The sequence below is a fragment of the Flavobacterium sp. P1_E4 genome (genome assembly GCF_056405915.1).
The window spans coordinates 32640-52085 of the sequence record NZ_JBFUBE010000006.1 but is presented as its reverse complement, the minus strand read 5'-3'; the positions used below and the strand labels follow the sequence as shown (position 1 = coordinate 52085).

The window sequence follows — 19446 nt, the reverse complement described above, 5'->3', positions numbered from 1 at the left end:
TTTTGAAAACCATATCATTACTACATCCTTTTTCAGCACAGGCGATTGGTTTATCACTTGAAGACATTTTGTTGTCTCATAGTAAACCGCAGGTGTTTGCTTTAAAGAATATAATGAATGTAGCAGACATTAAAGTCACGATTGATTATTTTACGGGAAGTCTATTTTGCAGTTCAAAAACGATAGATAAAATAGAAAAACGATTTTGGCCTATTTCGTATCCCATCTTTAAGAAAAGACATCATTGGCGCAAGCAGTATTCAAAGTCACATTTCAATTTTGTTGCAAAGAAAACACCCGATTTAACTATTATTAATATGTCAGGTCATGGTAGCAAATATGTTTTTAAATTAGCCAAATTGCTTCGAGAAAAACAAAAACCATATATTGCCATGATTGGAGGAATGCATATGTCCTACATCGGAGAAGCATTTGAGTATTTTAAAAATGCACATCATATTATTGTACATACTAACTACCAAAAAAAAATTATAATTCAAAAAAAGGATTTTTCGAGTTTTGATATTCGAGTTTTGCCTTTGGGGGTTGATACATCAGTGTTCAAACCAAAAGAAGACAATGAATTATTAAATAATGGGGGATTATTGTTTGTTGGAAGAATTACAAGATTAAAGCAAATTGAAATTGCTATTAAAACGGTCCACTATTTACAAACGCATAATTTTTCTAATGCTGAGCTTACCATAATTGGCCCGGTAAGTGATTCAGGATATTATAATGAATTAAAGGAATTAGTTGAAACATTAGGACTTTCAAAAAATATTACTTTTATTGGAGTTATTAAACATTCCGCATTAGTCAATTATTATCAAAAAGCAGATTTGCTGCTTTTACCTAGCCAACATGAGTCTTTCGGAATGGTTATGACGGAGGCGATGAGTTGTGGAGTCCCAGTTGCGGCTTTGAAAGGCTCGGGTGGTCCTGATGAAATTATTACTGATACTATTGATGGATTGTTATGTTCTAGAGAAAACTATTCAGAAGGCATTCTTGATTTATTTAAGAACAAAGAATTGTTGCGTGAGATGAAATTGAATGCCAGAAAAAAAGCAGTATCAAAATATAGCATCGAAGAAACGACCCGGGTTTTAACAGAATCAGTGAATGCAGCATTAAGTTCAATATGAGTCGTTTTATAGTTAAAATATACACACCGCAAGAGCTGAATCATTCTTCCTATATTCAAACTGGATTGTTTGAGTTAGAAAAGGAGTCCTATCTCAAAACCAATGTTGTTCTCTCCTTTGCGAAACGTTTGGGAACCATTAGAGTGGCTGATTCTGGTTTAGAAAAGACGAATCAACCCCATCCCAAAACCTCTTTTTATCAATTAATAGATGCTACATCCGGAAGAAAAGTAAATTTTGCAACCGATTTGTATGATGCTTCTAATTCTTTCTCAAAATATGCTTTAGAAAACTGTGATTATGTTTTTAAGCGAAATTTTGAATCGAAGTATATAGCCCTGCTTCCAAAGGAAATGCAGCAAAAAATTTATCCTTTAGGTTTAACTTTTGGATGTCATTCAAAGTATAAAAAAGATTGGAATACGTTTTATATTGGATTCTGGGTAACGAATGTAATCTTGAATATTAAAATTGATTCTTATTTTTTTCAAAGATTAAAAAGAGGGGTTACGTTTATCAAAAGCCATTGGAAATTTATTAACACTTCTCGCTTTATTCCAGACTTTGAAAGTTATAAAGCTATTGACGAAAGCGAAAAAATATTGTTTCAAACCCGATGTTTCCAAGCTGAAAATCAAGAAGATGTAGCAGAAATTCACTCGCAACGCCATCATATTATTATAACATTGCGGCAAAAATTTCCGACTCAATTTATAGGTGGATTTATTCCTTCGGCTATGGCGTTACAAAATTATCCCGAAACGATTTCTAATCTATCTGCGGAGCCATCGGAATACTTAAATGAAGTTAAAAAAGCTAAGATTGTTGTCTATACAAGAGGACTTGTGAATTCCCCAGCTTGGAAAATGGCAGAATATTTATCGCAAGGGAAAGTTATTATCGCAGAAAAATTGACCGCTGAACTTCCGGTTCCTTTGATAAACGGCAAAGAAGTGTTGTTATTTGAAAATGTAAAGGAAATGGTTTCACTTATTGAAGAAGCTTTGCTGGACGATTTACTTTGTGAAAAGTTATCACATAATAGCAAAGCATATTTTGATTCCCATGTGCATCCAAAACAGAACGTAAAAAGAATCATTAACTTTATGATTAGTCAAAAAAGCTGATGGAAAAAATACTGATACACCATCGTTCCGCGCACCATGCCCATAATTCTGGTTATGGTAAATTAATGGATTATGTAGAAGCCCAAATTATACCTTCAGGAAAAAAGCGTTTGCCTTATAATGTGGCAAAGTATATTTCGCAAAAAGCAAGCCCAAAAGCAGGACTGTATGGATCGACAAGCGTACTTAAGGATTGGGAGCTCATTCAATATTTATTGCTTTCCAAAAATAAAGATAGAATCATTCATTATCTCAATGGAGAGCGAGATATTCGCTATTCTATCAAGGTAGCATCTTTGTTTTCTAAAACTAAAGTTTGTGCCACTTTTCATAAACCGCCAGAAATTCTCTCAACCACTATTGAAGACACCCAGTATTTAAAAAAACTTGACGGTGCCATTGCAGTTGGTTCTAACCAAGTCGATTTTATACAAAATTGGCTGAATCTAGAGAACGTCAAATTTATTCCTCATGGTGTAGATACTGCATTTTTTAGGCCGGATGACAGTAAAAGAAAAGAAAATACCCTATTGTTTGTTGGACAGCATCTCAGGGATTTTGAAGCTTTAAATTATGCCATCCCCAGATTGAAAGCACAAATTCCTTCCATAAAAATCAATGCTGTTTTGCGACATGATTTTGCCAATAAAATAGTATCAAATGATGTTGTAACTGTTTTTTCAGGAATTGATGATGTGAGTTTGCGAACGATGTATCAAGAAGCGACTCTCTTATTCTTGCCTTTAAAAAACGGAACTGCCTGCAATTCTATTTTAGAATCTATGGCGTGTGGTTTACCTATAATCTCAACAGATATTGGAGGAAATAAAGGCTATGTTAAAACTGACTCAGGTGTATTAGTGCCTTCTAATGATTATAAAGCTTTAGTGGATGAAACTATTTCATTACTTAAAAATAATGAGAAACAAATACAGATGAGTAAAGAGGCGAGAGTTAATTCTTTGGATTTTGCATGGGAGAAAGTAGTTGTAGAGATTTTAAGTTTTCATAAAAATACAATCGTCAAGTAATAATTATAATAACAAAAATAATGGCCTTAGGTTATTTATACGTTGCTAATAAACCAAAATTTATTAATGAAGCAATTGTTTCTGCTAAATCAGTGAGGCAATTTTCTAATTTGCCAATTGCTTTGATTGCTACCCAAGATATTGTGAATGATTTTGTTTTATCTTTTTTTGATCAAATTGTAATTGTAGAAGATCTAAATAATTACACTTACTTATCTAAAATTGTAGGATTACTTAATTCCCCATTTGATCAAACTATTTTTCTTGATTCAGATACATTTGTATGTTCAGATATTGATGAATTATTTGAATTATTAGATTTGGTTGATATTGCAACTACTCAAGAAGTCAAAAAACATACATACACTTTTCCTGAAATGAAATATAAAAATATTTTACCGGAATTTAATTCAGGAGTAATTCTCTTCAAAAAAAATGAAAACGTATTAAAATTATTTAATGATTGGTTGGAAATTTGTAATAAGCTTAAAATTCAAATGGACATGCCAGGATTGAGAGAAGCGATTTTGAAGAATTTTGATACTATAAAATTTTCAATTTTACCAGAAGAATATAATTCTCATGGTTATAAATCAATGTTGATGTTACATGGTGAGGTAAAAGTGATTCATGAAAGATTAGGAAGTAATTGGAAGACTTGGACGCCATTTTTTATGACATTTGATCAAATGAATATGTTTGCAAAAAAAATAAATAGAATTCATTACAAGAGAATTTTTGTTCCATATATTGGTTTAATACCGTTTAATTATAGTCCAGCAAATTTTGTTTTGAAATTTAAAAAAAGTATTGGCATTAAAAGAACTTCTAAAAACAGATAAGAACAGTGCATAAACTAAAAATTCTCTATACCATTCCCAATTTTGATACTGCAGGAAGCGGTAGAGTTTTGTATGATTTGGCTAAGGGATTGGATACAGTAAAATTTGAAGTAGCCATCGCCTGCAAAACTAATAAAGGAGCTTTCTTTAAAGAAGTGGAAGCGTTGGGTTTTCCTATTTATATTATCAACATGACCGTTGCTCCCAGACCGTATTTTAATTTGTTATTCCGGGTAAAGCCGTTCCGTTCATTTGTAAAACAAAATAGGTTCGACATAATTCATTCTTGGAATTGGAGCAGTGACTGGACAGAAGTCTTGGCCGCCAGATTAGGCGGGGCCAAATTTGTTTATACCAAGAAAGCGATGACTTGGGGTAACATTCACTGGAAAATTCGCTCTTATCTGAGCAATTTCATTATTACAATCAATGAGGAAATGAAGAATTATTTTCCTAATAAAAAGCAACAAAAGCTGATTCCTTTGGGCTTGGATACAGAATATTATAACTCCAATTTATTTCCACATAAATCGAAAAGCGATAAATTTAAAATTATCACCGTTGCGAATCTGGTGCCTGTAAAAGGGATAGAAGTTTTGATACAGGCGATTAAATCTTTAGATAATCTCAATATTCATTTGGAAGTTTTAGGCGATGACAGAGATTCTTATGCGAATGAATTGAAGCAATTGGTAAAAGATTTACACTTAGAAAATCAAATTTCATTTTTAGGTAAGCATACTGATGTTCGTCCGTTTTTGGCTCAAGCTGACTTGTATGTCATTCCAACATTAAACGAAGGGAGAAAAGAGGGGATGCCCATGGCACTTGTCGAGGCTATGGCTATGGGGATACCGGTTTTGGGATCGGACATATCAGGAATTAATTTTGTATTAAAGGACTTTACGGAATTATTGTTTGAAGCGTCCAATAATAAAGGACTAAGTCAGAAAGTGGAACTTATTTATAAAAAAGCAGAAGAAGATCGAAAAGTAATTGGACAGCAGCTTCGCGATTATTGCATTAATCAATTCTCAATAGGTGCATTTATTAAAGCGCATGAAGATTTATATATGAAATTGTATAAAAATGAATAAAGAAAATATAAAAAGAATTGATTCTTTAGATGGATTAAGAGCAATCTCAATTTTATTGGTATTATTCAGTCATGCTTTTAAACCGAAACTAATTAATTTCGGTAATTTAGGGGTACGAGTGTTTTTTTTAATTTCATCATATTTAATTGTCGGGATTTTATATCGCGATGTAGTGAAGAATACGTTTAGTTTAAAAATATTTTATTTTAAAAGAATTTTACGAACTTTCCCTGCATTTTATATTTATCTAATAGTCGTTTATATCCTACTAAAAACATTAAATATTTTTAATTGGGAACAATTTTGGAGAGCACCAATTTATTTAGCAAATTATAAATCCAGATCAGATTGGCAATTTCAAGAATGGTTTGTAGGACATTCTTGGTCACTTGCAGTTGAGGAACAATTTTATGTATTTATTTCAATATTATTTTATCTATTTTATAAAAAAATAATTAGTCAAAAGAACCTGATACAAATTTTAATGATTGTCTTTTTGATTTCACCAATACTTAGGGTTTCCTATCTTTATTTTGATTTTTTTCCTAAGGTTTTAAGGGGTTCTGTAAATTTTAATTTTGAGACAGTAGCCGATGTTTTGGCTTTAGGTGGTATAGCCACATTATTAGAACAGGAAATTATTTCAAAGAAGTGGTTTGTTTTTTTTAAAAATAAAATTTACATCTTGTTAATAGTTATCTTTCTTTTAATGATGCTTAATAGTTCTCTCTTTGTAAAGCTTTTTGGTTTGAAAGTAAGATATTTTTATAATTTGTTTGGAATATCGATCGTAAATATTTCTTTAACTATTATTCTATTGATCGTTTTAAATTTTTCGAGTTCGAGAATATTCAAATTTTTGAATAACAAGATAATGATAACTATTGGGCTGTGGAGTTATTCAATTTATTTGTGGCAACAAGTATGGCTTTATTCTTGGGATATACCTTTAATAGTTAAGTTTTTAGGTATAACCACTTGCTCAATAGGGTCTTATTATCTAATAGAAAAACCTTTTTTGTCATTGCGTTATGCTATTTTAAAGAAAAATGAAATCAATTAAAATACCCATAATACCAAACAAATCTACATTTGTAGGTAAAAAACTGACACTCGATCATAAGGCGATCTGTGTTTTTGCGGCTACTGGTTTTTTTCTGGATAATGATACCTACTACAAAGAACAAAAGGCACTAAAACCCGCGCATGACTACCAGATTGAAAATAGCACCATTTTGTCTGAACAAGCCTATTTTCAATGGCATTATTCCCCTGTAGAACGTCCTCTGTCGCAAATTGTGGAGGAGTTTGCCCATTTATTTGAAACCATAATAAAGGAACAAGTTGGTGACCAAAAAGTAATATTACCCTTGTCAGGAGGTTTAGACAGCCGTACCCAAGCAGTAGCTTTTAGTCATTTAAGGAATGAAGTGCAGGCCTATAGTTACGCTTTTGACGGCGGTCATGACGAAACAGTATATAGCAAAAAAATAGCGCAGGTTTGCGGTTTTGCTTTTGAAGATTGGAAAGTTCCTAATGGTTATTTATGGGATAAAATAGAGCAATTATCCCAAATTAACGACTGTTATTCAGAGTTTACGCATCCAAGGCAAATGGCATTTATTGATCAGTATGCTTCTTTGGGTGAGATTTTTTCTTTGGGACATTGGGGGGATGTATTGTTTGACGACATGGGAGTTTCCGATGATTTGCCTTTTGAAGAACAAGTAACTGTATTGGTTAAAAAAATAGTCAAAAAAGGAGGATTGGAGTTGGCAAACGATTTATGGCAATCTTGGCAGCTAGAAGGGGATTTTGTGGAGTACTTAAAAGAAAGAATAGGCCAATTACTTTTGAAAATTAATATTCCACAGAACGCGAATGCACAAATACGAGCGTTCAAAAGTTTGTATTGGGCAACACGATGGACTAGTACGAACCTATCTGTTTTTGAATCAGTCCGACCTATTACGGTTCCGTATTACGATAATCGAATGTGTGAATTTATTTGCTCGGTACCTGAAAAATATTTATCTGGTCGTCAAATCCAAATTGAATACTTAAAAATGCGGTTGCCAGCTTTGGCAAAAATTACCTGGCAAGACCATCGTCCTTTTAATTTATATCGCTACCATTGGGACAAACGCCCTTGGAATTTACCGTATAAAATACTGGATAAAATAAGAAGAACAGTAAACCCCAAGCCACTGGTACAACGCAACTGGGAATTGCAGTTTATTGGAACAGCAAATGAAAAAGCGTTGAAACATTGGCTTTTTGAGAATCCCGAATTTTCAATGTTTATTTCACCTGAGGTCGTTTCTGAATTTTATGGTAAGTTTGTCCACGAGAATCCGGTTTATTATTCTCATTCGGTCAGTATGTTGTTAACGCTATCTTTGTTTAGCAAGCAAAAAATATAATGAGTCAAAAAAAAATCGCTATCTATTCCGGAGAAATTCCGTCGACTACTTTTATTGAACGGTTAGTGGATGGAATGGCTAATTCGGGTTACCGTATTTATCTTTTTGGAACTTTAAAAAAGAAAAAGAATTACGGCACCAATGTTGAGGTGGTGGCTTATAGCAATCGTTTTGAAAAGACAGTTCAGCTTTTATATTATAGCTTTTTGTTAAGTGTTTTTCAGAGAAAATGCAAAAACAAGTTAGATGATTTGCTTGCGCAACAGGGGAATGACTCTTATGGAACCAAAGTGAAGTATTATTCCGTTTTGTATCACAGACCAGATATTTTTCATTTGCAATGGGCAAAGGGAGTTGGGGATTGGATTTGGGTTCAGGAATTTGGAATCAAACTTGTTTTGAGCCTTAGAGGAACACATGTCACCATTAGCCCCATAGGGAATGTTTATTGGAAAGAACTGTATAGTCAACTTTTTCCAAAATTGAATGGTTTTCATGCGGTATCTGATGCCACAGGAATGCTGGCCCAAACTTATGGGGCGGATGCAACTAAAATAAAGACTGTTTATAGTGGTTTGGATTTAGAAAGGTTGCCTTTTGTACAAAAAGGAAAAATAAATAGCCCATTAAAAATAGTTTCGATTGGCCGCTCTCATTGGGTAAAAGGGTATTCGTATGCTTTGGATGGATTAGCCATTTTACAAGAGCAACAATTTGATTTTGAGTATTCAATTATTGGTGTCGGTATTGATGAAGAACTATTGGTTCAACGTTCACAATTGGGTCTGGAAAAAAAAGTTTGTTTTGTTACTGCTGCGCCATTTGATGCCGTTCTTTTGGCTATTCGCGAAGCCGATGTTGTATTGCTTTCCAGTGTTGAAGAGGGGATTGCGAATGTGGTTCTGGAAGCTATGGCGTTGGGAACTCTGGTTGTTACTACGGATTGCGGAGGAATGAACGAAGTAATTACTGATGGAGAAAATGGTTTTTTAATTCCTGTTCGATCTTTGTTGGCTATAGCTGAGGCTTTGCGTAAAGTTGCTGACTTATCGATTACTGAATATCATAAAATGACCCTTGCTGCCCGAAAAACTATAGAAAATCAGCATTCGCATCGAATTATGATTGCAGATATGAAAAGCTTATACGAATCTGTTTTAAAAGATCCATCATGAGAATAGGATTAGTTTTGCCCGCTGTTCCGGGCTATTCCGAGACCTTTTTTGTCAACAAAATAAGAGGTCTGCATTCGCATGGGCATGAGGTGGTTCTTTTTGTTTCAGGTTCCCATAAAATAAAAACTTTTGAAGGAGCTACTGTAGTGGCTTCACCCAAACTGTCAGGCAATTTACCGTTGCTATTTTTACAAGAAAGTTGTTCTTTTTTGATTTTACTGCTGTTGAATTTTAAAGTGGTAAGGCAGTTTTATCGTTTGGAACGAAACGATGAATCTTCCTTTTTTTCAATCCTGAAAAAAATGGTATTGAACCATCATTTGCTTTCGGCAAAATTAGACTGGCTTCATTTTGGATTTGGAACGATGGCTTTGGAGCGCGAAAATGTGGCCCAGGCCATTGGGGCAAAAATGGCAGTAAGTTTTCGGGGATTTGACATTGCTATTTATCCTTTAAAAAATCCAAATTGTTATGATAAGCTTTGGAAGAAGGTAGATAAGGTTCATGTTATTTCTGACGACATAGCCGACTTAGTTTATAAGAATGGTTTTGAAAACAAAGAAAAAGTATTTAAGATTTGCCCAGCTATTGATGTTAACTATTTTTCAAATGTAAAGGAAACAGAAGCGACTCAGACGATTCAAATTTTGACGATAGCACGTCTGCATTGGAAAAAAGGTCTGGAATACACCTTGGAGGCCTTGGCGCTGCTTAAAAAGAAGGGTGTTGCATTTCAATATACGATTGTTGGTGATGGTATCGAGAAAGAGCGGTTGTTGTTTGCCGCTCATCAATTGGGGTTGACTGACAGGGTCACTTTTACAGGAAAATTGGAACCTACAGTAGTGCGACAATTACTGGGTGACGCTACATTGTATGTGCAATACAGTATTCAGGAAGGATTTTGCAATGCGGTTTTGGAAGCACAGGCGATGGGTAAGTTATGTATTGTTAGTGATGCAGAAGGGCTGTCGGAAAATGTCATTGATGGTGTGACCGGTTTTGTGGTTGCCAAAAGAAATCCAGTATCTTTGGCCGAGAAAATTCAAGCCGTTACTAAATTGGCAGAAAACGAAAAGAGAATGATGACTGAAAAAGCGATTAGCCGCATGAAGAATGAGTTTACTTTAGAGCAACAACAAAAGGAGTTTTTGGAATTTTATACTACTGATTAAGTGAATATCTGTATCTCTCATACCCATTTACCTGTATCCAATAAAAAGGTTCTTTTTGTATTGACGCGTCCTTTTTTTAAGGAGACCAATTGGGGAGATTCTAATGAGGATAAATCAACACAAAGTTTGAATTTTGGCTTTTGTAGGGTAGAAGATAGTGGCAAAGCTTCAATTGTCTTGATTCCTTTTCCTGTGAATTGGTATTACGGGAACAATAAAATGTTTCTATTAAAGGAAGTCGATTCGCTTTGTCAAAAGTATAACATCAAAGGGTATGCTTATGTTTCGGGTGATTACGGTGTGGCTTTTCCTGAATTTCCTAATATTACCTATTTTCGGATGGGAGGATTTCGATCGCAATTGTCTCAATGTAATAAAGGCTTTCCGGTTGCACTTTCTGATCATTTTCAAAGAATTTATCAGAGGGATACAATTCAACCAGTTGCTAAAAGAGAGTTGGCTGTTGTTGGTTTTTGTGGTCATGCTACCTTATCCCCTTTAAAAAGAGGAAAGGAACTGGCTAAATGTTTGAAAGAAAATGGAAAACGGTTTTTGCAAAACCCATTTCGAAAGGATTGGGAACCTCTGTTTGCATCAGCTTATGAGCGGGCTCAATTGCTGAGGAATTTTGAAGATTCTACCTTAATAAAAACCAATTTTATCTATCGAAATCAATATAGGGCTGGGGCACAAACGGATTTGGAAAGAGAGGAAACTACCCTTACTTATTATGGCAACATTGTATCTTCTGATTATGTTTTGTGTGTGCGTGGTGCCGGAAATTTTTCAGTACGGTTCTATGAAACGCTCATGATGGGAAAAACACCTGTTTTTGTAAACACCGATTGTCTTTTACCCTTTGACGATCAGATTGATTGGAAACAACACGTAGTTTGGGTGGAATGGAAGGACAGGAAAAATGTAGCTGATATTCTGAGCGAATTTCACCAAAACTTATCTAATGAAGATTTTATACAGCTGCAATTAAATAATCGAAAATTATGGAAAGAAAGGCTTTCTGTTAATGGGATGCTGGAGATGATTGCGTCTTGACTTCGCTCGCATCTCGACTTCGCTCGATGTGAAAAAGTGCGTTTGTAGATGTTTAGTGTTTATTAAAATAAATTATTGTCAAATCGAGCGAAGTCGAGATTATTGTTTAATAAAGAAAAGGGTCTCGACTCCGCTCGACCTGACAGAGTGTTTGGATGAGATTTTTATTGAATAAATCAATATTAAGTAAATGAAATTCTATTATGTTTATATTCTTAAATGCAGTGATAACTCCTTTTATGTAGGGGTGACTTCGGATATTGAAAGACGTGTAATGGAACATAATGCAGGTAAATATCCAGAAGCTTATACCCATTCGCGAAGACCTGTCGAATTGGTTTTTTATCAGGATTTTATGGAGCCCAATCAGGCCATTGTGTTTGAAAAGAAAATAAAAAAATGGAGTAGGTCAAAGAAAGAGTGTTTGATTGATGATAATTATGATAAATTACATAAACTGTCTGAATGTAAAAATGATACACATTATCGAAATATTTCAAAAGAAAATGATTAAAGCGTTTCGACTTCGCTCGACGTGACGGAATACATTGAGAGGGTTCTAAATGTTTATTAAGTTAATCTTTGTCAAATCGAGCGAAGTCGAGATTCTTATGAAAAGCAAAACGCGTCTCAACTTCACAAGATGTGACAAAGTAAATTTTACAGAGATTCAAAAACAAATATGATATTTAATTTTTTACAATACTTAAAACCAATTTGGTACTTTAACCTTAAAGCACAACAGGATTTTGGTTATTTTCCAACGGAAAAGCAACTCAAAGAGGCGGGGTATATCACCACCAAAGATTCTCAATACCAAAGTGAAATTGCAAAGGATAGGGATTTGGGGTGGACGGCTTTTCAACAGGGTTTTATCAATCCGAAAAAGGAAGCGGGATTTGATATATGGCAAAAAGTGAAGCTCCCGGTGCACGATGAATATGTTTTTTTGAGAAAAAATTTTCACTGGGCCTGGGTCTGTTATGTTGTAATGGTCAGAATCCTAACATTTCATAATCCTTTTGCCGAAATTCTTTCGTTTTTCAATACCAGAAAAGTACGTAGGGTTGATTTTTCCAAAAATGTGATGGCCAGTTCTGACTATAATAGTTTTCAAAGTACGCTTACAGCTTCAAAGCCTTTGGTGTCGGTTGTGATTCCAACGCTTAATCGATACGTCTATTTAAAAGATGTTTTAAGAGATTTGGAAAATCAAACGTATAAAAATTTTGAGGTTATTATTGTTGATCAAACGGATGGCTTTAGAAACGATTTTTATCAAGGCTGGAATTTGGATTTGAACTATTGGTTCCAAGAAGAAAAGGCACTTTGGCGCGCCCGAAATGAAGCGATACAAGCTGCCAAAGGCGATTATATTTTGTTGTATGATGATGATTCTTTGGTGGAGAACGATTGGATTGCGGAACACCTAAAAGCCTTAGATTTCTTTGATGCTGATTTATCTTCGGGAGTTTCTATTAGCACTGTTGGTGCCGAAGTCCCCAAAAATTATAGCTATTTTAAATGGAGTGATCAATTGGATACCGGTAATGTATTATTAAAAAAAACTATTTTTGCCGAAATTGGATTTTTTGACCGCCAATTTGAAAAACAACGGATGGGCGATGGAGAATACGGATTACGGGCTTATCTGGCCGGATATAAAAACATTTCGAATCCCAAAGCCAAACGGATTCATTTGAAAGTGAGTGAAGGCGGTTTGCGTCAAATGGGAAGTTGGGATGGCTGGCGCCCAAAAAAACTATTGGGACCCCGACCGGTTCCAAGTGTATTGTATTTATCCCGAAAGTATTTTGGCGATCGATTGTCCCGATGGTATGTTTTGCATACTATTTTGCCGTCCTTAGTGCCTTATCAGTTTAAAAGTAATAAGATGTTGAAAGTGCTTTCGTTTGTTTTGATTCCATTTTTATTGCCTTTGGTGTGTTATCAAGTCAGGAAGTCATGGAATTCAGCTACAGAAAAATTAAATGAAGGAAAATTATAATTTTTGAATATGAAAGAGTTTTTATTGTGTAAGGTTTGTAGTTCCAAAGTAGAGTTATTAAACAAAAAATATAATCTTGTACAGTGCGAAGAATGTAAATTAGTTTTTTCTAAAACAATATTCTCGGAACAAGATTTTATGGAGACTTATAATAGACTCTATAATGATACTTTGCAGTATAGTACACATCAGCGAGAGTTTGAAAAACTGCAAAAAAGCAAAGCTTTACATATAGGTCGTCCTAAACTAAAGGTTTTAAATTATCTTTTAAAGAACGATGTTAAAAGAATTTGTGAAGTAGGGGCAGGTGTAGGGATTGTCGCAAGCTATTTAAAAAATAAAAATGTTGATTATATTGGAATTGAATTGGATAAAATTACAGCTGATAAAGCGCAATCGATAAATTTGAATATAGTCAATGGAGATTTTACGATACTAAATGATATTGAAGGAGAGTTTGATGCTATTATTGCTTTTGAGGTAATTGAACATTTGCAGGATTTAAATTTATTTTTTCAAATTGCATCTAAGAAATTAAAAGTAAAAAGTTATTTAGGATTTACCGTTCCTAATTATGATAAAAGAATGAATTATAAAAATGGAGGTGATAAAATTTATCAATCAGGTCCACCAATCCATTTGAATTTTTTTACCATTGAGAGCATCCGAATTATAGCAAATCATTTTGGTTTTAAAATAGTTTTGTGTGACGCTAAAAGATTTCCATATTTTAATTGGAAAAAAATTGATACCTATAGATTTTTTATTAAGTCAATTTTTGGAAATTTTAAAGGACCTACTCTGCAATGTGTTATGATAAAACTATAATATGCAATTATTTAAAAAAAGATTCTTAGTAAAAGTATACTCATTGATAATTTATATAAAAAAAATCAAAAAGAGTAATTCAATACAATCGGTCTTTTTGGTTGATGATATTTTATTAGAATATAAAGAGAAGAAAAAAATTGTTGTTTTATGTAGTGGCCCAAGCGCAAATAAAGTTGAAGTTTGTTCCAATAACCTATATTTAGTGACTAATTCAGGATATTCTCTGGTGAATGAATCTGAGTTTTTGTATTATGTAAATGATGGTTATTATATAAAGAAATTGCTTGCTATGCATTCTTTGTTTTTGAAAAAAAATCAAAAAATTATTTTTTATTATGAAGAAACGGAAGGACATAATAAAGGATTTGAGTTTTTATCAAAATGCTATAAATTATTAAACAGTAAAAAAATATTTTTTCTAACAAAATTGGATGCAACAGAAGCATCATTGGCAAATTTTAAAGGATTTCATGATTTTTATGAAAAAAGAGGACTACCTGTTAAAATACAAAATAGTGGTGTGTTTTTATTGTTATTTGGATACATGCTATCTGTTAAAATGAATCTTCCATTAGAAATTTATGGGTTAGATTTAGGTATTGGTGGTGAATTTCATTTTGATAGAAAAGGTGTTGTTGGTAAAAGCGTTATAAATAGCCGAGTAAAGGAAAATATCGAAATGTATTTGAATTACATGTATTCGGAAAAAGACGATATATTTAACTACTCATATTTTAAAGGTAAAATTGAATAATATAAAAAAAACATTAATTATTGCATCCGAATTTCCGCCTTTACCAGGTGGTATAGGTAATCATGCCTATCATCTGGCAGATCAATTGGTTAAAAACGGTTTTGAAATTACAGTTTGTACCAATCAGCGTTCTTCGGTTTTAGCTGATGATTTGGAGTTTGATCATAAACAGTCATTTGCTATTCATAGAATTCAACGCTATTCCTTTTCAATATGGACTTATGTGCAACGAATTTGGATGAGTTTTCAAATGACTATTTCCAATAAACCGGATACTATTATTGCTTCAGGCAAATTTTCTTTGTGGCAGGGGGCTTTTTTGAAGTTGTTTTTCTTTAAAAAACAATTTGTGGCGGTCATACATGGTTCCGAATTGTATGCAGGGAACATCATTAGTAAAAAGATGACGAAATGGAGTTTAAGCCAATTTGATGTTATAATTGCAGTATCGCAGTTCACTAAAAATCTTGCCCTGTCCATAAATTCAAAATGGGATATTAGCGTGATCAATAATGGTTTTTCAGTTCCAAAGATTGATGCTGAATGTAATGAGATACAATTAAAAGGATATCCAAAATTGGTTACCGTTGGAAATGTAACCTATCGTAAAGGACAACACAATTTGATTGATGCACTGCCAAAAATAAAGCAGAAATTTCCGGAAGTTCATTATCATATTGTGGGATTGCCTACCGAAAGAAAAGCTTTTGAAAAGAGAGCCCAAGAGTTGGGTGTTTTTGATTCAGTCAGCTTTCATGGCGCTTTGCCCGAGGATCAATTGTTTTCCTTTTTAGCTTCTTGTGATATATTTGTCATGCTGAGTGAGCGGTTGCATAATGGCGATGTGGAAGGTTTTGGGATTGCCGTTTTAGAAGCGAATGCTTTAGGATTACCTGCTATTGGTTCTTCGGACAGTGGTATTGCTGATGCTATACAAGATAATTATTCCGGAAAGTTAGTATTGGCCAATGATATTACTGCTATTAATAGTGCCTTGGAAACCATTATGAACGATTATGAGCACTATTCTTCAAATGCTAAAGCTTGGTCCAAAGTTTTTGAATGGACGGTTGTGATTAAAAATTATTTAAAACTGATCGGATGATGAAACGGAAAAAGTTAGTTGTCATATCACATACGGAGCATTATCTTGATCTGAATGGAGTTTTGCGCGGTTGGGGTTCTACGGTAAATGAAATTAATTTTCTGGCCGACAGTTGGGAAGAAGTATATCATGTTGGGTGTCTGCACACAGGGAATGTACCTCCTAGTTCTTCGTCTTATATCAAGAAAAACATCCATTTTGTACCTATTCCTCCTTATGGGGGAAAAAGAGTATGGGATAAGTTTTTAATTCTATTCAAAATTCCTAAAATTATATATCAAGTTGTTGTTAGTATTAAAGGAGCATCTGAAGTTCAGTTGCGTTTACCTACCAGCATGGGATTGTTTTTGTTGCCTTTGTTTTCTTTTTTTATTCGAAGAAAATTCACTTTTTGGGTGAAATATGCGGGTAATTGGAAACAGGAAAATCCTCCTTTATCATATCGAATGCAACGTTGGTGGCTGATAAAAAATTATGCCAAATGCAAAGTGACCATTAACGGATTTTGGGATGATCAACCCGTTCAATGTTTGTCATTCGAAAATCCCTGTTTGACCCTTGAGGATATTGAAAAGGGATTAAGGGTTTCAGCACAAAAAGAATTTAGTCCACCGTTCATTTTTTCATTTGTTGGCCGATTGGAGACTGCAAAAGGAGTGGACAGAATTATAGAGGCATTGAAGAATGTTTCTTCTGAAATGATTGCGGAAGTTCATTTTATAGGAGATGGGAATAAAACAGATTTTTATAAAGAAAAAGCTAGTTTCTTGAATGAAAAAGTACAATTTCATGGTTTCCTTGATAAACAGGAAGTTCATCAAATTTTAGCTAAATCACATTTTTTTTTGTTACCAAGTGCATCCGAAGGCTTTCCAAAAGTTATTGCCGAAGCCGCTTGCTACGGTACCATTCCCGTGGTCTCCAATGTTAGCAGTATTCCGCACTACATAAATAGCGATAATGGTTTTTTATGGGATACCACTTCTTTTATCGCTTTCGATGAGGTTCTTTCTAAAGCAATACATACTAATCCCAAACTTCTTAAAGATAAATCGAACAGCATAGCTGAGGTAGCGGAAAGGTTTACTTTTGTAAATTATATGCATTCTTTGGATGCAATTATAAGTAAAAACAATAATTAAACAATAATTGCTAGTATGCCTAATACAGATGCTTCTTATTTAAAAATGATACTGCTCCATTTGTTTTTGGGTGTTGCCATTTTTTTGTTTCGCCCTTTATCGATTGTATATGCCGCATTATTATTCATTTTTGGATGCTACATTATTATTAAAAACAAGAATGCCAACAATGAGGTTTTGATTTGGTCGGCTTATATCGTGGCTGCTGAGGTTTTTTTGCGAATGACCAAAGGTAACATAGGGAATGAATTTGCCAAATATGGGGTCATTATTTTTATGTCCCTAGGGATGTATTTTAGTGGAATCTCAAAGAAGGCGATGCCGTATTGGATATTTCTATTGTTACTTGTACCGGGAATTGTCTTAGGGGTTTTAAATCTAGGTTTTGAAATGGATGTTCGCAAAGCTTTAGTATTTAATATTTTGGGTCCGGTTTGTTTGGGGTTGTCTTCCATCTATTGTTACGAAAGAAAAATAACATTTGATCGTTTCTTGGGAGTAATTACAGCTTTTTCTTTGCCTTTGGTTACTGTGGTATTTTACCTGTTTTTATATACACCCAGCGTGAAAGATGTAGTTACCGGAACGGCATCCAATTTTGAAACCTCAGGAGGATTTGGCCCCAATCAGGTATCGACGATATTGGGTTTAGGAATTTTTGTTTTTTTTGTGCAATTGTTGCTGAATTCCAAAAGCAGACTGCTTCAAATTGTAAATGCACTATTTGTTTTGACTTTTGCTTTTAGAGGGCTAGTGACTTTTTCTAGGGGTGGAATAATAACAGCAATGGTAATGATCTTTTTGCTTATTATGGTACTGTATTTACAGGCTAATTTTAAAACGAGACCCAAAATCGGGTTGGTTATTATGTTCTCTTGTCTTGGAGGACTGGGTGTTTGGGGTTACAGCTCCATTCAAACTGGCGGATTGATTAATAAACGGTATGCGAATGAAGATGCCTTAGGAAGAGAGAAAAAAAGCAAATTATCTGGGAGGGAGGATCTTATAGCGTCTGAACTGCAGATGTTTTTTGATAATCCTATTTTTGGAGTAGGGGTCGGAAGAAATAAAGAAATTAGGGCAGAAGAAACCGGAATAATAGCTGCTTCGCATAATGAAATTTCCAGAATGTTGGCGGAGCATGGCTCTCTTGGTTTGATTGATTTAATGATTTTGTTTTTTACTCCGTTGTTACTATTTGTAAATAATCGCCAAAATATATTGGCATTTTCTTTTGTAGCATTTTGGTTGCTGACCATCAATCATGCCGCTATGCGGATCGCCGCCCCAGCCTTCGTTTATGCACTTTCATTGTTAAAAGTGTATACTGGTGAAAGGGTAAAGGGGTGAGGAAGGCAGGGAGCAGAAGGCAGTATAGAGAATATAGATTAAAGAGTAAAGATTAAAGAAGAAAGAGTAAAGAAGAAAGAGTAAAGAATACATATTAAAGAATTTAGGGGGAGTATTATCTAAAATGAAAAGACTACTTTACATAGGGAATAAGTTATCCAAGCATGGGGTAACCCCAACCACTATTGAAATTCTTGGTCCGCTTTTGGAACAGGAGGGGTTTGCGGTATCCTATAGTTCTTCAACAAAAAACAAGGCGCTACGGTTTATTGCGATGTTGTGGAGTGTATTGCGATATAGAAAAGTGAATTGTGTATTGATAGACACTTACAGTACGTCTAATTTTTGGTATGCATTTGCCATTTCCCAGTTGTGCAGATTGTTTGGGTTAAAATACATTCCCATTTTACACGGAGGTAATTTGGCTTTTAGATTGAAGAATAACCCTAAAATTTGCAGTATGATTTTCAAACATTCTTTTCAGAATGTGGCTCCGTCTCTTTTTTTAATGGAACAATTTAAAACAGCGGGATTTGAAAATCTGATCTATATTCCTAATGCAATTGAATTAGAAAACTACCCGTTTTTGGAGAGAAAAAAAGCGGAACCCAATCTATTATGGGTGCGTTCTTTTGCTAAAATATACAACCCCACAATGGCTGTTGAAGTATTTGCCTCCATAAAAAATAAATATCCAGAAGCGACACTTTGTATGGTGGGCCCCGAAAAAGACGGAAGTTTATCGAGTGCCAAGCAGAAAGCCAAAGATTTAAAATTGGATATACTTTTTACAGGAAAATTGTCCAAACAAGATTGGATAAATAGATCTTCCGCCTATGATATTTTTATCAATACCACTCATTTTGATAACATGCCGGTGAGTGTTGTCGAAGCAATGTCTTTGGGACTGGCTGTAGTCTCTACCAATGTAGGCGGTATTCCTTTTTTGTTAGAAGATCAAAAAGAAGCAATATTAATTCCAGATAGTGATATTGAGAAAATGGTTGAGGCAATTGATAGATTAATTGAGGATTCTGAATTGGTCTGCAAAATCACTACTAATGCAAGACGAAAATCTGAACAATTCGATTGGAATGTGACTAAAAATCAATGGATGACTATTTTAAAATAAAGAAGGTTTAATTTTTATATAATAAGTAACTTGCAGCACAATTCAATTTTGAA

18 protein-coding genes are annotated in these 19446 nt (G+C 34.1%); all 18 read left to right on the top strand.

Features of this window, described 5'->3' with window-relative positions; all coding sequences use genetic code 11:
• Positions 1-2 precede the first annotated feature (2 nt).
• The 18 genes from AC1DY0_RS07990 (at position 3) to AC1DY0_RS07905 (ending at position 19393) form a co-directional block, all read left to right on the top strand.
• Positions 3-1148 carry a glycosyltransferase family 4 protein gene (locus AC1DY0_RS07990; RefSeq protein WP_477188101.1) on the top strand — a complete coding sequence of 382 codons (1146 nt, stop codon included), beginning with the start codon at positions 3-5 and terminating at the stop codon, positions 1146-1148.
• The gene (locus AC1DY0_RS07985; protein ID WP_477188100.1) at positions 1145-2275 is read left to right on the top strand and encodes a glycosyltransferase; all 1131 of its coding nucleotides are present in this window, start codon (positions 1145-1147) and stop codon (positions 2273-2275) included. Before AC1DY0_RS07990 ends, AC1DY0_RS07985 begins: the two co-directional genes overlap by 4 nt.
• A complete protein-coding gene (locus AC1DY0_RS07980; RefSeq protein ID WP_477188099.1) occupies positions 2275-3306 on the top strand; it encodes a glycosyltransferase family 4 protein in 1032 nt (343 codons plus the stop codon). Before AC1DY0_RS07985 ends, AC1DY0_RS07980 begins: the two co-directional genes overlap by 1 nt.
• A gap of 20 nt (positions 3307-3326) precedes the next feature.
• A complete protein-coding gene (locus tag AC1DY0_RS07975) occupies positions 3327-4148 on the top strand; it encodes a glycosyltransferase family protein (protein ID WP_477188098.1) in 822 nt (273 codons plus the stop codon).
• Between the two features lie 5 nt (positions 4149-4153).
• Positions 4154-5245 (top strand): glycosyltransferase, encoded by a 1092-nt coding sequence (locus AC1DY0_RS07970; RefSeq protein ID WP_477188097.1) that lies wholly within the window; start codon positions 4154-4156, stop codon positions 5243-5245.
• Positions 5238-6308, top strand: a complete 1071-nt coding sequence (locus AC1DY0_RS07965) for an acyltransferase family protein (protein ID WP_477188096.1) — start codon at positions 5238-5240, stop codon at positions 6306-6308. Before AC1DY0_RS07970 ends, AC1DY0_RS07965 begins: the two co-directional genes overlap by 8 nt.
• Positions 6295-7668: an asparagine synthase-related protein gene (locus tag AC1DY0_RS07960; protein ID WP_477188095.1), complete on the top strand. Its 1374-nt coding sequence runs from the start codon at positions 6295-6297 to the stop codon at positions 7666-7668. The genes AC1DY0_RS07965 and AC1DY0_RS07960 overlap by 14 nt, the downstream gene beginning before the upstream one ends.
• A complete protein-coding gene (locus AC1DY0_RS07955; RefSeq protein ID WP_477188094.1) occupies positions 7668-8843 on the top strand; it encodes a glycosyltransferase family 4 protein in 1176 nt (391 codons plus the stop codon). The genes AC1DY0_RS07960 and AC1DY0_RS07955 overlap by 1 nt, the downstream gene beginning before the upstream one ends.
• Positions 8840-10018 (top strand): glycosyltransferase family 4 protein, encoded by a 1179-nt coding sequence (locus AC1DY0_RS07950; RefSeq protein WP_477188093.1) that lies wholly within the window; start codon positions 8840-8842, stop codon positions 10016-10018. Before AC1DY0_RS07955 ends, AC1DY0_RS07950 begins: the two co-directional genes overlap by 4 nt.
• A complete protein-coding gene (locus tag AC1DY0_RS07945) occupies positions 10019-11071 on the top strand; it encodes an exostosin domain-containing protein (RefSeq protein ID WP_477188092.1) in 1053 nt (350 codons plus the stop codon).
• Positions 11072-11261: 190 nt separating this feature from the next.
• Positions 11262-11585: a GIY-YIG nuclease family protein gene (locus AC1DY0_RS07940; protein WP_477188091.1), complete on the top strand. Its 324-nt coding sequence runs from the start codon at positions 11262-11264 to the stop codon at positions 11583-11585.
• A gap of 168 nt (positions 11586-11753) precedes the next feature.
• Positions 11754-13079, top strand: a complete 1326-nt coding sequence (locus AC1DY0_RS07935) for a glycosyltransferase family 2 protein (protein WP_477188090.1) — start codon at positions 11754-11756, stop codon at positions 13077-13079.
• Between the two features lie 9 nt (positions 13080-13088).
• Positions 13089-13907 (top strand): class I SAM-dependent methyltransferase, encoded by an 819-nt coding sequence (locus tag AC1DY0_RS07930; protein ID WP_477188089.1) that lies wholly within the window; start codon positions 13089-13091, stop codon positions 13905-13907.
• 1 nt (position 13908) lies between these two features.
• Positions 13909-14664 carry a hypothetical protein gene (locus tag AC1DY0_RS07925; RefSeq protein ID WP_477188088.1) on the top strand — a complete coding sequence of 252 codons (756 nt, stop codon included), beginning with the start codon at positions 13909-13911 and terminating at the stop codon, positions 14662-14664.
• Positions 14657-15769: a glycosyltransferase family 4 protein gene (locus AC1DY0_RS07920; RefSeq protein ID WP_477188087.1), complete on the top strand. Its 1113-nt coding sequence runs from the start codon at positions 14657-14659 to the stop codon at positions 15767-15769. The genes AC1DY0_RS07925 and AC1DY0_RS07920 overlap by 8 nt, the downstream gene beginning before the upstream one ends.
• Positions 15766-16911, top strand: a complete 1146-nt coding sequence (locus tag AC1DY0_RS07915) for a glycosyltransferase family 4 protein (RefSeq protein ID WP_477188086.1) — start codon at positions 15766-15768, stop codon at positions 16909-16911. The genes AC1DY0_RS07920 and AC1DY0_RS07915 overlap by 4 nt, the downstream gene beginning before the upstream one ends.
• Before the next feature lie 15 nt (positions 16912-16926).
• Positions 16927-18261 (top strand): O-antigen ligase family protein, encoded by a 1335-nt coding sequence (locus tag AC1DY0_RS07910; protein WP_477188085.1) that lies wholly within the window; start codon positions 16927-16929, stop codon positions 18259-18261.
• A gap of 124 nt (positions 18262-18385) precedes the next feature.
• A complete protein-coding gene (locus AC1DY0_RS07905; RefSeq protein ID WP_477188084.1) occupies positions 18386-19393 on the top strand; it encodes a glycosyltransferase family 4 protein in 1008 nt (335 codons plus the stop codon).
• Positions 19394-19446: the final 53 nt, after the last annotated feature.